We start from the raw sequence: 12,797 nt of genomic DNA on the forward strand, positions 1-12,797 counted from the left end.
GATGCCGCATTCAAAGCGGGGGTTCGAGAAAAGGCATTTCGTTTTTACCCATGCCGCCGCTGCTACATTCCTTTCTCTATAGAATTAATAGTCAATTGCTGCCTGACGCTGTGCCGACGCCGCCAATGATCGACGTGCAAATCTTCCGATAGCCCAGGCTTATTGGTGGCCGGTTCGCCAGTCCTGAAAGCGCGCATGTGCCAGGGCAAGCGATGCGACGAGAGGGGTGAACGCGTGAAAGGGCAGCGGACGGCTGGATTGAAGTGGGATCGGCTGGGATTGCGCCGCTTCGCCGAGCGCCAGTCTTGCAAGGGTCCGGCCGAGCTGCGCCGTCATGGCGATGCCCCGGCCATTACAGCCGATGCCCCCGAAAAACCCGTCGCCGAAGCGGTAGAGGCGCGGCAGGAAATCCGGCGTCATGATGGCGGTCCCGGTCCAGACGATCTCTATGCCCGGATGGTGCGGCAGGCGGAGTTCGGACGTGAGCCGGTCGACGACGGCTTGACCCACGCGCTCGAACGCGCCGATCGGATTGATCGCCATGCCGCCGCTGATCAGCCTGTTGTCCCGATCGAGCCGGTAGGTGAAAAGATTGGAGCGCGTGTCGCCGACGGGGCGCCGGTTCGGGGCGATGCGCGCCACGGTCTCCGCGTCGATCGGCCTTGTCGCCACCTGATATACCTTCAGCGGCACGCCGGTTCGTCCCATGCGTGAGGCTACGCCGTCGGTAAAGGCATTGGTGGCGAGGATGACGGCGTCCGTCTCGATTTCATGACCTGCGCACGCAACGCGCCAGCTGCCGCTGTTTCGTTCCACGCGCTCGACCCTGGCGTTCTCGCGGATTATGCCGCCGCGCCGCATTACCGCGCGCGCAAGCCCGTAGAGATAATCCAGCGGATGGATGGTGCCGCCGGAATGATCGATCAATCCGCCGGAATAGATCTCCATTCCGGTTTCGCCCCGGATGGCCCGGGCGTCGAGAAATTCGACGGGCCGGCCGAGCTCCGTCCAATCCTTTGCCCGTTGACGCAGAATCTGCGCCATGTCGTCGCCATAGGCCGGCTGCAGCCAGCCGGTCTGTGCGGCATCGCAGGACATATGCTCCTCCGCGATCGTCGCGAAGACCTGATCCGCGCCCGCGCCAACGAGCGACAACAGGGCATCAGCCTTGGCGCGCGGCAGTTTCTGACGCACGGTGGCGGGATCGGCCTTGGCGAAGTTCGGAACGACGAAGCCGGCATTCATGCCGCTCGCTCCGGCGCCGAGTTGCCCGCTCTCGAGCACGATGACCGAGCGGCCGGCGCGGGCAAGATGAAGGGCTGCGGTCAAGCCGGTGAAGCCGCCGCCGATGACGACGGCGTCGCAGCGGGAAGGCAGGCTGCCGGAAAGCTCGGGCACGCGGCCGGCCGTCAGCGTCCACAGGGTCGGATTGGCGGGGCGAGCAACGTGGCTGGGCATCAGCGGACGATCTTTCAATGACTATGGCAGATGGCTGTCACGCTGGGTCAGCCGCTGAAGGGATTGCGCCAGGATGTTTTGGCGCGAGGCGCACCGATTGGCCCGCCTCGCGCTTCTGCAGAATGGATCGGCGGCCTACTTGATCTTCTCCTTGAGGGCCGCGACGTCTTCCATCGACAACTCGCCATCGGTGGCAACCTTGCCGTCGGCGATTTTCCAAAGACGGAAGGGGCCGGTGATGTCGCCATATTGATCGAAGGTGACGGGACCGATGACGCCCTCGTAGCGGATCGGCTTGCCTTCCTTGATCAGGCCGAGCGCCTTTGCGAACTCTTCCTTGCCGGCATAGATCGGCGTGCCCTTCGGGTCGACCACCTTGAAGATGTCATCCTTCAGCTTCGATGTGTCGTCGCCGGCGATCGCAAGCGCAAGGCCGACGATCGCACCGGCATCATAGGCGCGGTCCGCGGCCGGATTGGAAGGCTCGATGCCCGAGAAATCCTTGTAGTTCTTGTTGAAGTAGTCGGTCGACGGCGTCGGCGTCGTGCCCGACGAGGTGCCGTAGGCCTCCTTGAGGTAGTCGGCTCCGACGGAGTCGATGAAGTCCGGGCTGTTCATGCCGTCATTGAGCAGGAATTTTTGCGGGCCGCCCTGCGAGATCCAGGTGCGGGCGATCGTCGCGCCGTCGACCGGCGTGCTGACGAGATAAAGGCCATCCGGATTGCCGGCCATGCCGGCGGTGACTTCCGAGGCGTAGCTCGACTGCTTCTCATTATAAGGCGTCGTCGAGACGATCGTGCCGCCGAGCGCCTTGTATGCCTTTGAGAATTCGGCGACCATGTTCACGCCGAAATCGTTGTTGACGTGGATGATCGCGAGCTTCTTGAAGCCCTTGTCGATCGCATATTTGGCGGCGGCAATGCCCTGCAGCGAATCCGAGGTGATGGTGCGGAAGAAGATGCCGTTGGTCTTGCCGTCGCGACCGAGTTCGGTCAGCGTCGGCGAGGAGGCGGCAGGCGAGACCTGCACGATCTTGGCCGGTGCGGTGACCGAGGTCAGGATCGGGATCGTCACCGAGGAAATGATGCCGCCGATGATGGCGGGAACTTTCTTGACCTGCACGAGCTGGGTGGCGGCGTCGACGGCGACATTGCCCTGGCTTTGGCTGTCGCGCGTATCCGTCACCAGATCGCAGCCATGGGCTCCGCCGGCGGCATTGATATCCCGGAAGGCCATCTCGACGGACTTTGCACCCGCCTGACCGTATTCGCCGGCAGGGCCGGTCAGTTCCATCACGAGGCCGACCGTCACCTTGCAGTCGGCGGCATTGGCAGCACCGGCCGCGGCGAGAAGCGCCAGAGCCGTGGTGATTTGAAATATCGTCTTCTTCATCTTTGTTCCCCTTGTTCGGTCAACGATCTTCATGTCTGGTTTCTTAGGAACCTGTCAGTTGTCCGGCATCTGCAGCCAGGTTTCATGCAGATGCTGCCATTCGACACCGTTCGGCGCCGATGAACTTGCGGTGAAAAGCGCGCTTGCCTGACGCCGGCTGTATTTGCCCGCGCGCGACTGGGTTTCGACATAGGTGAGCATAACGATGCCGTCGGTCTCGAAGCTTGCGCGGATATCCGAAATCTCGATGTTGAAATCGCCGCGAAAGCTCGCCCGGTTAGCCCGGATCAGCTCGATGGTTTCAGCCCGGTCGAAGATGCGGCCGGTCGGCGGGATCATGTGGAACGCCTGGCCGAAAGTGTGCTCGCAGCGGTTGAAATCCGTTTTGTCGGCAGTTGCTGCATCGTACCAATCTTCGAAGAAACGATGGAGATCAATCACTTCGGCACTGGCCTTCCGGAAGAGGGGCGATTGCTGACTCATACCTTCCCCGCATTGAGGTTGTAGTGCATGATCGAGCCGTGCCTGCCGGTGCGATCGCGCTCCAGCGTATAGACGTCGCCTTCAAGCCCCGGGCTTTGGCCGATAATATCGGCGATCTGCCGGCGGTCCTCGTCCGAGAGCGCAATATCCATGATCTTTGCATTGGCGAGCGCATGCGCCTGATTGCGGGCGCCGACGATGACGGCGGCGACCTGCGGCTGCTCCAGCACCCAGGCGCTGGCGATTGTCGCGATGTCGACGCCATGGCGCTCGCCGATGGCCTTCAAGGTGCGCAGCAGCGACTGGAACAGCTCCCAGCCGCCGAAATCGTCGATGATCAGCTTGTATTTGACGAGAGAGCGGTTTTCGAGCGGCATCTCGGGTTCGGGCTGTCCAAGCCATCTGTCGCTCAGGAAGCCACCGGCCACCGAGCCGTAGCAGAGGAATTTCACGTCGTTCCTGGCCGCCAGTTGCGCGAGCCCATGCGTCGGGCGCTGGTCGAGAACCGAATATTGCAGCTGCTGGCTGACCAGGGGAATGCCGGCGGCAAGGATTTCGGCGATATGCGGCGTGTCGAAATTCGTCGTGCCGACATTGCGCACCTTGCCTTCGCGGCGCATCTCGTCGAGCCAGCCGAGCGCATCGAGATAGCCCGAAAGCGAATAGTCCCACCAGTGAAACTGCACCAGATCGAGTTGCTCGGTCTTGAGCTTGCGCAGCGATTTGTCGACGATTCCACGAATGTAGTCGCGGTTGATCGTTGCCAGCTTCTCCAGATCGGGCACGAGTTTCGTATGCACCTTCATCGCGCCCGCGGCCTCGGTGCCGCGCTCGTTGCGAAGCTTCTCGCGCGCCTCGCCGATCAGTTCCTCGACGCCTGTGTAGATATCGGCGCAGTCATAGGTGCGGATACCCACATCGAAGGCGGCGATCAGGTCGGTTAAGGCTTGGGCGCGATCGATGGCGCCATGTCCTCCGGCAAGCTGCCAGCCACCGCGGATGACGCGGGAAATCTTGTATCGGGGGCTGAGCTCAAAAGTCTTGGCGGTCATGCGGTTCATTCTCCTTCGGGCAACGGCACGGCCGTCGTTTCGGCATGGCTGAACCGCCGCTTGCCTGTCCTGACGATCCGCAGGCGGCTCGCGCAGTTGGGGTCGGGGCAGGCGATTTCCGCGTCCGAGGTCATCCAGTCGTTCTTGTGGGTTGGCCGCTGTTTGGCCGCAAGCAGCGGCAGGACGGCCGATATGGAATAGATCGAAAAGCCCTGGCCAGACGGCAACGACAGCATTTCGCCCTTGAGTTCGAAATAGTCTCCCGGCTTGGCGCCGCAATAGATCGGCTTGCCCTCGGGGATGACGGCCTCCACCCTGAGGTCGAAGAGTTCGAAACTGTCGTCGTTTGCCGCCGCCATCTCAGATCTCCGCGCGTTCGAACGTGACGTCGCAGGCACCGTTGCGGCGGATGATGCCGCAGGCTGAAGCGAAGTGCTCGCGTTCGTCGGGGCGAACCTGTGCGACGACGCTGCCGGCAAGCCAGCCGATCGGGAAGAGCAGGCGCGCGCCCGCTCCGTAGAACAGGCCGATATCGAAGATCGCATCCGGATTGCCGCCCCACATGCGCGGCGGCACATAGCTCAGCACGATATCGCCGGGTTGCGGCGTCAGCGTCGCATTCTCGGCCGGCAGCGCGACGGCATAGGAGGCGCCTTTCAGGTGGGCGGGCGGGATCGGGCAGGAGATTTCCGGGCCGGTCCACATGGCATGGATGCCGCCGACCACGCGCGGCTCGCCCAGATAGGTCCAGAAAAAGGCGGCGTTATCGGGCGCCTTGGCCTCCAGCAGCGGCGCAAGGACGCTGAGGCCGGAGCGTGGTTCGGAGATTTTGATAGCGCGTTGGCTCATGCGGACAGGCCCTTCTTGGCTTCGGCTTCCAGTTTGTTGCGCAGGAAGGTGAACGGCCGGCTGATGTCTGCGACCAGCGCATCGCGGGCTTCTTTTGCATCCTGCGTGGCGATCGCCTTGACGATCGTGCGGTGATAATGCGCCGTGTCGACTTCGCCGGCATCCGAGAAGGCATAGATGGCGACGCGGATACACGGGCCGGATTGCAGCCACAGGCTCTCGATCATCGGGATCAGCACGGCCGAGCCGCAGGCGCGGTAGATTTCGAAATGAAAGGTCTGGTTGAGCGTCACCTCGCGGTCGACATCTTTCTTGTGCTTCAGCGCACGCATCTCGTCCCACTCGCCAAGCATGCCTTCGATGGTGGCGATCTGGCGCGAATTCATGCGGGTTGCGGCGAGCGCGATCGCCTCGCCTTCGATCAGGATACGGGCGCGCAGAAGGTCGTCCATGCGATCGAGCGTGATCGGCGGTACGCGAACGGATCGGTTGGGTAAGGCTTCCAGCGCCTTTTCGGTAATCAGCCGGCCCAGTGCCTCGCGCACCGGCATGGTGCTTGTCATCAGCGCATCGGCCAGGCCGCGGATCGTCAATATCTGGCTCGGCTCGAACAAGCCGCCGATCAGCGCGCGGCGCAGCTCGGAATAGACCCGGTCCTGAACCGTCTCGCGGCCCACGGGGGCAAGCTGTGCGGCAATCGGATCGCTCTTTTCGGCGGTGGCCTTTTGCATTCGAAATCCCTTTTTCGGCTTGCGGAGTGGATTAAAGCTGATTAGCGTGATCAATGCAAGTGTGATCACAAATCAAATAATCAGGGAAACGATGGCGATCGCTTTCCGGCCAGAGGGATCTCATGAGTACGACAACTGAACGGCAAGGGGAGGAAGCCCGGCCTGTTCTCACGGCAAGGAACGTGGTGCGGCGTTTCGGCGGCGTCACCGCCGTCAACGACGTTTCCTTCCATGTTCGCCAGGGCGAAATTCTAGGCCTGATCGGCCCGAACGGCGCCGGCAAGACGACGATGTTCGATCTTCTGGCCGGCAGCGTTGCGCCGAGCAGCGGCGAGATCGTCCTGAATGGAGCGGCGGTCGCAGGCGAGGCGGCTCATCGCCGGATCGGTCGCGGCCTTGGCCGGACATTCCAGATTCCGCGACCGTTCCCCAATCTGACGCTTCTCGAAAATGTCATGCTGGCTGCGCAGAATCAGGTGGGAGAACGTTTGCTGCCGAATTTCCTGCGTCCATGGAAGGTGGCCGAGCAGGAGAAAGCCGCCCATGTCAAGGCTATGGAGCTTCTGGAGCTCGTGCACCTGACGCGGCTTGCGCATGAGCCGGCAAGGGTGCTGTCGGGCGGGCAACGCAAGCTTCTGGAGCTTGCCCGCGTCATGATGGCCGATCCGGCTATCATCCTGCTCGACGAACCCGCCGCCGGCGTCAACGCCACTCTTCTCGAGACGATCATCGACCGCATCCGCGATATCAATCAGCGCGGCATTACCTTTCTCCTGATCGAGCACAACATCGACATGGTCACGCGTTTGTGTCACCGCGTGCTCGTCATGGCGAGCGGTCAGCTTCTCTGCGAGGGCACGCCGGAAGAGGTGGCCCGCGATCCGCGCGTCATCGAAGCCTATCTGGGAGGTGCGGCATGAGCGAACCGGTGCTGAGCGTTCGCAATCTCGTTGCCGGCTACGAGCCGGGCGTGCCGATCGTGCGCGGTGCTTCGATCGATGTGGCCGAACGGGAAATCGTCGTCGTGCTCGGCCCCAACGGCGCCGGGAAGTCGAGCTTCATCAAGGCGATTGCCGGTCTGGTGCCGGTCGAAAGCGGCATGGTGCAGCTGGCAGGCCAGGATATCACCGGCGCGCCTGTGCACAATATGGTGCGGCTGGGCCTCGCCTTCGTGCCGCAGACGGAGAATGTCTTTCCACTGATGTCCGTGGAAGACAACCTGAAAGTCGCCGGCGGCATTCTGAAGCCGAGGGAGGTGCCGGCCCGCATCGAGGAAATGTATACGACCTTTCCCGATCTCGCCCGTCATCGCCGGATCGCAGCGGGCAACCTTTCCGGAGGGCAGCGGCAGATGCTGGCCGTGGCCCGTGCTCTCATCGTCCATCCGAAGCTTCTCGTGCTCGATGAACCCTCGGCGGGTCTCTCGCCGAAATTCGTCTCGATGGTTTTCGACATGCTGACCGATATCCGCAAATCGGGCGTCACCATTCTCCTTGTCGAGCAGAACGCCAAGGCGGCCCTTGCCATCGGCGACCGCGCCTATGTTCTGGTCGAAGGCAAGGACAGGCACGAAGGCGTTGCGTCGGAGCTTTGGAACGATCCCGTGGTCGCCGAGCTCTATCTCGGCCAGCGGCCCGCGACGTCAGGCAAAGGAGGCGCGGCATGAACCTGCAATTTATCGTCGACGGATTGCTGACGGGGTCGATGATCGGCCTTGGCGCCATCGGCGTGACGCTCACTTACTCGATCCTGCGCTTTTCGAATTTCGCCCATGGCGACTTCATGGCCTGGGGAACTTATGCGACCCTTGCCGTCGTCAGCGCCATCGGCGCGGTCTTCGGCAAGGTCGCGCCCATCGGGCCGCTCTCTTTCGGCTGGCCGTTGATCGTGGCGGTTGTCGTCGCGATGGGCTTTACCGGCCTTCTCGCTCTTGCTCTCGACAAGGTCCTGTTTGCCAGGCTGCGGGCCAAGGGCCAGTCCATCATCGTCGTCATGGCGAGCTTCGGCGCGTCCATGGCGTTGCGCAGCCTGCTCGAATTTCTCTTCACCTCGCGGCCGACCTATTTCAGCCGCGCCATCCAGATTGCCATGCCCGTCGGTTTCGGCATTCGCATCACGCCCGATCAGATCGTGCTCCTGATCGTCACGGCGCTTCTCGTTTTCGGCGTGCACATGCTGATGACCAGGACGCAGACCGGCCGCTCCATGCAGGCGCTCAGCCAGAATCCGGCGCTTGCCCGGGTGGTCGGCATCGATGTCGCCAGGGTCGTGCGCGTCACCTGGCTGATCGGCGGGGGGCTGGCCTGCGTCGCCGGCGTCATGATCGGCATTCTCGTGCAGATTCGCCCGCTGATGGGCTTCGACATGCTGCTGCCGATGTTTGCCGCCGCCATTCTCGGCGGTATCGGCAGCGTCCCGGGGGCGGTTCTCGGCGGCCTGATCATCGGCCTTGCCGAGGCGGCTGCCGTTCAGCTGATCGGTGCGGAATGGCGTGCAGCCATTTCATTCATCATCCTGATGGCAGTGCTGTTCATTCGGCCGATCGGCCTTTTCGGAGTGAGAGAGCGATGATGGATATTGTTGGCTATGGCGCCTTTTTCCTGACGACGGCGCTGATCTTTTCCTTCATCACGCTCGGGCTGAACCTGCAATGGGGACTGACTGGCCTGTTCAATGTCGGTCTTGCCGGCTTCGTCGCGATCGGCGCCTATACCTCGGCTCTGTTAACGACGCCGGATACGGCAGGGCGCTTCGGCGGCTTCGATCTGCCTGTTATCATCGGCTGGCTGGGCGCCATGGTCGTGGCCGGTCTTGCCGCCGCCGTCATCGGCATTGCGACGCTGCGATTGAAATCCGACTATCTGGCGATCACCACTTTCGGCGTTGCCGTCGTCGTCCAGCTTGTGGCGCTGAACGCGCAAAAGCTGACCGGCGGCCCTTTCGGCATCGGCTTCATTCCGCGTCCGTTCTCCAGCCTTGCCGAAACGCCGCTGATTTTCAATCTTGCCAATCTCGGCGTCGTTGTCGTGGTGATGCTGATCGTCTATCTCGCGCTCGAACATCTGGCGAAAAGTCCGTGGGGACGTGTCTTGAAAGCGCTGCGCGAGGACGAGCGCGCGGCAGTTTCGCTTGGCAAGAGCGCTCGCTTCTATCGCGTACAGGCCTTTGCCGTCGGCGGCGCCATCATGGGGCTTGCCGGCGCCATGCAGGCGCATTTCATCGGCTTCATCGCGCCGGACAATTACGTTCCGACCCTGACCTTCCAGGTCTGGGTGATGCTGATCGTCGGCGGTTCGGGCAGCAACAAGGGCGCGGTGATCGGCAGCATCCTTGTCTGGGCGATCTGGGCGGGATCGGGGGCTTTGACGAGCGTCCTTTTCTCGCCGGAGCAGCAGGCGCGCGCCGCCTCGCTGCAGATCGTCGCGATCGGCGTCATGCTCTGCATCATTCTGCTGGTGCGTCCGGGCGGCCTCTTCGGGGACATCCCGAAGAGGCGATCTTCCGTCGCGCCGCAACCCAAGCCGATCACGGATGAAGGCAATGCCGCCTCGTAGGGCGGCATAGGGACGAGCCAGGTGGCCGATCAGATCTCCCCGGATCGAAATATCTGCGGATGCTAGCCTTTGACCGCTCCGGCCGTCATCGAGCCGGAAAGCTGGCGATACATTATCAGGCCGAGAAGTGCCGGCGGCAGCGCGCCGAGGATCATGACGGCGGAGGCGAGGCCCCATTGCACCCCGCCGCCGCTGGCGGCGAAGAAGAAGGAGGCGCCGACCGTCATCGGCACGGCGCGGTTGGTCGTCAGCATCAGCCCGAAGAGGAATTCGTTCCAGGCCGTGATGAAGCCGAAGATGAAGGTGGTCACGAGCGCGGGCCTGACCACCGGACGGATGACGCGGATCATGATCTGGAAAACGCTGGCCCCATCGACCGTTGCGGCCTCGTCGAGCTCCAGCGGTATGTCGGATATGGCGTTGACCAGCATGACCAGCGCCAGCGGAATGTTGACGATCGTCAGGATGAGCCCCAGGCCGATCCGCGTGTCGAGCAGGCCGAGCCACTGATACATCATGTAAAGCGGGATCGCGAAGACGACCAGCGGTACGGCACGAAGGTTGATGACAAGGGGAAGCAGGAGCTTCTTACCGGTTTCGCCGCGGGCGATCACGTAAGCCGCCGGGAAGGAAAGGAGGATCGCCAGCAGCGTGCCGATCAGCGCCGCCGCCGCGCTGTTTGCCAGATAGAGGAAGATGTTGAAGCGCTCGGTGTCCGTCAGCACCTTGAGGTAGTTGTCGAAGGTCGGCTGCTCGATCCACAGGCCGGGATTGCTGGAAATCTCGCGCGTCGTCTTGAAGGAGGTGATGAGGGTGACGAGGATCGGGAAGTTCATGGCGAAGACCACGATGCAGTAGACGATCCAGCGCAGGAGCTTCAGCATCTTATTTCTTCCTTCGCGCACCCAGCCAGTTCAGGCCGTAGAGAACCAGCAACGATGTGATGAACAGCACGACGGAGGCCGCGACCGCCTTGCCGATGGCGCCTTCCTTGAAGAATGCCTGGTAGATGTAGATCGACAGCGATGTCGTCGATCCGCCCGCGCCGCTGCCGGTCAGGGCGTAGACATTGTCGAATACACGGAAGCCGTCGATGAAGCGGATGAAGAAGGCGACGATCAGCGTCGGCAGCATCAGCGGCAGGTCGATGCGCCAAAGCCGCTGCAGGCCCGTCGCGCCATCCAGGGCGGCCGCCTCGCGCACATCTTCCGGGATGGCGATATAGGCGACGTAGAACAAGAGGAAGGCGAAGGGCGTCCATTGCAGCACTTCGACCACGACGAGCGTGCGGAAGGCGTTGGTGTAGTCGAGGAAGGCCGGGCTGTCGCCGAACCATTCAAAAAGATAGTAGGGCACGGGGCCGGCGAATTCATGCAGCACGAGGCGGTACATCAGGCCGACCATCGCGGGCGCCACCATCAAAGGCAGCATCAGCGGCGCCATCAGGACGGGCCGTGCCGACAGGAGCGGCTTCAGGAAGATCGCCAGAAAGAGGCCGAGCAGGCACTCTGCAACCGCCGTGATGATGCCGAAGCGGAAGGAAAACCAGACCGATTGCCAGAACGCGGCTTCCGTCAGCACTGTAACGTAATTGCCGAAGCCGCTGATCCGGGGGCTGCGCAAGGTTTCGAACGAGACGGTCGAAATGGAATAGAGGAGATTGAGGAGAGCGGGAAAGCCGAGGAACAGCAGCAGGAACCCGACAAGCGGTGCCAGATAGAGCCTGCCTTCGGCGCGTTTTACAAGAGCCATGGGTTTCAGCCGCAGTGGCCGGATGCCGCCAGAGCCTTTTCGCTTTTCGTCGAATCGCGAAAAGGCTCTATTCTTCTGTTTTTACGCAATTCCGGACGGAAAACCGCAATACACTTTTCCTGGAATTGCTCCAAAGCCGGCACTCGGCCCTTGTCCTTATTTCTTCAAGAGATCCTGCATGCCCGCCTTGGTGTGGGCAAGCGCATCCTCGAGGCTCTGCTGGCCGGACCAGTAGCCGGTGAACTCCTTGGCCTGCAATTCATAGACCGACAGCGCCTTGGCGGAGGTCGCCCCGGTCATGACGTAGCCGTACTTGCTGGCAAACTCACCGAGCTTCACAAGATCGGGGCGCTCCTTCGCCACCTTGGCGACGACATCGGGCGTCAGCGCCGGCGAGCCGCCTGCACGGGCATAGGCAAGGGCCGCATCCTCGGAGGACAGCCACTTGAGGAACTTGATGGCGCCTTCCTTGTTCTGCGCGTTCTTGTTCAGTCCGAGGCCGAGACCATGAATATGGTCGGCACGCCCGTTCGGCCCCGCCGGCGGCGCAACGATGCCGGTGACGTCAGCGACTGCCGGCGATTTCTTCGCATCGGTAAGCTCGGCTGCGGCTGCATTCCATTGCAGTGCGGTCGCAGCCTGTCCGGAGCTGAAGGCGGCATTGGTTTCCGCATATTCGTAGCTCAGCGAATCCTTCGGCGACGCGCCGGCGTCGTAAAGCGTCTTGTAGAGCTTCAGTCCCGTCTTATAGGCGTCCGAGTCGATCGTGACGTTGCCGCTTGCGTCCATCCAGTCTCCGCCATAGGAGCGCGGCAGGGATTGGAACACCATCATGTTGAAGAGAAGGTTCTTCATCTGCAGCACGGTGCCGTAGCGGACCGGGCTCTGGCGGTTTACCTGCTTGCTGAAATAGAGCGAGGTGGCGGCCCAGTCGTCCCAGGTCCACTCGTCGGGCTGCTTCGGGGCAAGTTCCTTGCCGAGATATTTCTTGGAAATCTCGGCATATTTGGCCTTGGCATCGGGATCGGCGATGAGGGCGTCGACGAGATCCTTGCGGTAATACATGAAGTGCAGCGACAGGTCCGTTGGCACGCCATATTGCTTGCCGTCGAACTGCATCGTTTTCAGCACGGTATCGCCGAACACCTTCGGTGCATCGGCATTGAGCTCGATCGGCTCCATGTAGGGCGCATAGCGGCCGATCGAATAGGTCGCGACGAGATTGACGTCGAAGGCGTTGGAACCGGCGGCCATGTCCGCCTGCAGCTTGTCGAAGAAGCCGTCACGGTTGAAGAACAGAAGCTCCACCTTGTCGGCATCCGATGCCGTCTTGTTGTAGAGATCGGCGGTGGCGCGCAAAGCGGTCTCCTCCGAGCCGCCTGGCCAGCCGAGCACGACGACCTTGGCGTTTGCCAGCCCCGGCAGTGCCGCCGCCGACAGCATCAAAGCGAGCATTGCGGACGATATGTGCTTGAATTTCATTATTGTTCCCTTTCCTTATCGTTATTGGTTGAATGAGGCAGGCA

14 protein-coding genes are annotated in these 12,797 nt (G+C 62.1%); 4 read left to right on the forward strand and 10 right to left on the reverse strand.

The genetic code is table 11. The annotated features are described in order from the left end of the window. Window positions 1-159: 159 nt before the first annotated feature. The 7 genes from ACJJVH_RS22500 to ACJJVH_RS22530 all read right to left on the reverse strand — a co-directional run bounded on the left by ACJJVH_RS22500 (window position 160) and on the right by ACJJVH_RS22530 (window position 5,965). Window positions 160-1,458, reverse strand: coding sequence for an NAD(P)/FAD-dependent oxidoreductase (locus ACJJVH_RS22500; RefSeq protein WP_412066179.1), 1,299 nt, complete (start codon window positions 1,456-1,458; stop codon window positions 160-162). A 135-nt stretch (window positions 1,459-1,593) separates the two neighbouring features. After that, on the reverse strand, window positions 1,594-2,850 hold the full coding sequence (locus tag ACJJVH_RS22505) for an ABC transporter substrate-binding protein (RefSeq protein ID WP_112799766.1): 1,257 nt from the start codon (window positions 2,848-2,850) through the stop codon (window positions 1,594-1,596). Window positions 2,851-2,904: 54 nt separating this feature from the next. Next, on the reverse strand, window positions 2,905-3,333 hold the full coding sequence (locus ACJJVH_RS22510; RefSeq protein ID WP_412066180.1) for a hypothetical protein: 429 nt from the start codon (window positions 3,331-3,333) through the stop codon (window positions 2,905-2,907). Beyond that, window positions 3,330-4,385 (reverse strand): aldo/keto reductase, encoded by a 1,056-nt coding sequence (locus tag ACJJVH_RS22515; protein WP_412066181.1) that lies wholly within the window; start codon window positions 4,383-4,385, stop codon window positions 3,330-3,332. Before ACJJVH_RS22515 ends, ACJJVH_RS22510 begins: the two co-directional genes overlap by 4 nt. A 5-nt stretch (window positions 4,386-4,390) precedes the next feature. Beyond that, window positions 4,391-4,744 carry a TIGR04076 family protein gene (locus tag ACJJVH_RS22520; protein WP_113369975.1) on the reverse strand — a complete coding sequence of 118 codons (354 nt, stop codon included), beginning with the start codon at window positions 4,742-4,744 and terminating at the stop codon, window positions 4,391-4,393. Between the two features lies 1 nt (window position 4,745). Then, window positions 4,746-5,234: a DUF3830 family protein gene (locus ACJJVH_RS22525; RefSeq protein ID WP_412066182.1), complete on the reverse strand. Its 489-nt coding sequence runs from the start codon at window positions 5,232-5,234 to the stop codon at window positions 4,746-4,748. Next, entirely contained in the window at window positions 5,231-5,965 is a 735-nt protein-coding gene (locus ACJJVH_RS22530; RefSeq protein ID WP_412066183.1) for a GntR family transcriptional regulator, read from the reverse strand. The genes ACJJVH_RS22525 and ACJJVH_RS22530 overlap by 4 nt, the downstream gene beginning before the upstream one ends. A gap of 122 nt (window positions 5,966-6,087) precedes the next feature. Between ACJJVH_RS22530 and ACJJVH_RS22535 the strand changes: the two genes are divergently transcribed. From ACJJVH_RS22535 to ACJJVH_RS22550, 4 genes are read left to right on the forward strand one after another with little or no spacing between them, the layout of a single operon-like run. Then, window positions 6,088-6,885 (forward strand): ABC transporter ATP-binding protein, encoded by a 798-nt coding sequence (locus tag ACJJVH_RS22535; RefSeq protein ID WP_412066184.1) that lies wholly within the window; start codon window positions 6,088-6,090, stop codon window positions 6,883-6,885. Beyond that, window positions 6,882-7,631, forward strand: coding sequence for an ABC transporter ATP-binding protein (locus tag ACJJVH_RS22540; protein ID WP_412066185.1), 750 nt, complete (start codon window positions 6,882-6,884; stop codon window positions 7,629-7,631). Before ACJJVH_RS22535 ends, ACJJVH_RS22540 begins: the two co-directional genes overlap by 4 nt. After that, on the forward strand, window positions 7,628-8,536 hold the full coding sequence (locus ACJJVH_RS22545; RefSeq protein ID WP_112799779.1) for a branched-chain amino acid ABC transporter permease: 909 nt from the start codon (window positions 7,628-7,630) through the stop codon (window positions 8,534-8,536). Before ACJJVH_RS22540 ends, ACJJVH_RS22545 begins: the two co-directional genes overlap by 4 nt. Further along, the gene (locus ACJJVH_RS22550) at window positions 8,533-9,519 is read left to right on the forward strand and encodes a branched-chain amino acid ABC transporter permease (protein ID WP_112799781.1); all 987 of its coding nucleotides are present in this window, start codon (window positions 8,533-8,535) and stop codon (window positions 9,517-9,519) included. The genes ACJJVH_RS22545 and ACJJVH_RS22550 overlap by 4 nt, the downstream gene beginning before the upstream one ends. Before the next feature lie 62 nt (window positions 9,520-9,581). On the opposite strand, the gene ACJJVH_RS22555 is transcribed toward ACJJVH_RS22550, so the two are convergent. The 3 genes from ACJJVH_RS22555 to ACJJVH_RS22565 all read right to left on the reverse strand — a co-directional run bounded on the left by ACJJVH_RS22555 (window position 9,582) and on the right by ACJJVH_RS22565 (window position 12,753). Further along, complete coding sequence (locus tag ACJJVH_RS22555) at window positions 9,582-10,403, reverse strand: carbohydrate ABC transporter permease (protein WP_112799783.1); 822 nt, start codon at window positions 10,401-10,403, stop codon at window positions 9,582-9,584. A gap of 1 nt (window position 10,404) precedes the next feature. Further along, the gene (locus ACJJVH_RS22560; RefSeq protein ID WP_113370871.1) at window positions 10,405-11,271 is read right to left on the reverse strand and encodes a carbohydrate ABC transporter permease; all 867 of its coding nucleotides are present in this window, start codon (window positions 11,269-11,271) and stop codon (window positions 10,405-10,407) included. Between the two features lie 156 nt (window positions 11,272-11,427). After that, window positions 11,428-12,753 carry an extracellular solute-binding protein gene (locus tag ACJJVH_RS22565; protein WP_112799786.1) on the reverse strand — a complete coding sequence of 442 codons (1,326 nt, stop codon included), beginning with the start codon at window positions 12,751-12,753 and terminating at the stop codon, window positions 11,428-11,430. Window positions 12,754-12,797: the final 44 nt, after the last annotated feature.

It is taken from the genome of Rhizobium sp. SYY.PMSO, from assembly GCF_046840415.1.
Taxonomy (GTDB): Bacteria; Pseudomonadota; Alphaproteobacteria; order Rhizobiales; family Rhizobiaceae; genus Rhizobium.

Coding starts and splice junctions, on each gene's coding strand:
- ACJJVH_RS22500 (WP_412066179.1), bottom strand. CDS start 1,458: ATGCCCAGCCACGTTGCTCGCCCCGCCAATCCGACCCTGTGGACGCTG.
- ACJJVH_RS22505 (WP_112799766.1), bottom strand. CDS start 2,850: ATGAAGAAGACGATATTTCAAATCACCACGGCTCTGGCGCTTCTCGCC.
- ACJJVH_RS22510 (WP_412066180.1), bottom strand. CDS start 3,333: ATGAGTCAGCAATCGCCCCTCTTCCGGAAGGCCAGTGCCGAAGTGATT.
- ACJJVH_RS22515 (WP_412066181.1), bottom strand. CDS start 4,385: ATGACCGCCAAGACTTTTGAGCTCAGCCCCCGATACAAGATTTCCCGC.
- ACJJVH_RS22520 (WP_113369975.1), bottom strand. CDS start 4,744: ATGGCGGCGGCAAACGACGACAGTTTCGAACTCTTCGACCTCAGGGTG.
- ACJJVH_RS22525 (WP_412066182.1), bottom strand. CDS start 5,234: ATGAGCCAACGCGCTATCAAAATCTCCGAACCACGCTCCGGCCTCAGC.
- ACJJVH_RS22530 (WP_412066183.1), bottom strand. CDS start 5,965: ATGCAAAAGGCCACCGCCGAAAAGAGCGATCCGATTGCCGCACAGCTT.
- ACJJVH_RS22535 (WP_412066184.1), top strand. CDS start 6,088: ATGAGTACGACAACTGAACGGCAAGGGGAGGAAGCCCGGCCTGTTCTC.
- ACJJVH_RS22540 (WP_412066185.1), top strand. CDS start 6,882: ATGAGCGAACCGGTGCTGAGCGTTCGCAATCTCGTTGCCGGCTACGAG.
- ACJJVH_RS22545 (WP_112799779.1), top strand. CDS start 7,628: ATGAACCTGCAATTTATCGTCGACGGATTGCTGACGGGGTCGATGATC.
- ACJJVH_RS22550 (WP_112799781.1), top strand. CDS start 8,533: ATGATGGATATTGTTGGCTATGGCGCCTTTTTCCTGACGACGGCGCTG.
- ACJJVH_RS22555 (WP_112799783.1), bottom strand. CDS start 10,403: ATGCTGAAGCTCCTGCGCTGGATCGTCTACTGCATCGTGGTCTTCGCC.
- ACJJVH_RS22560 (WP_113370871.1), bottom strand. CDS start 11,271: ATGGCTCTTGTAAAACGCGCCGAAGGCAGGCTCTATCTGGCACCGCTT.
- ACJJVH_RS22565 (WP_112799786.1), bottom strand. CDS start 12,753: ATGAAATTCAAGCACATATCGTCCGCAATGCTCGCTTTGATGCTGTCG.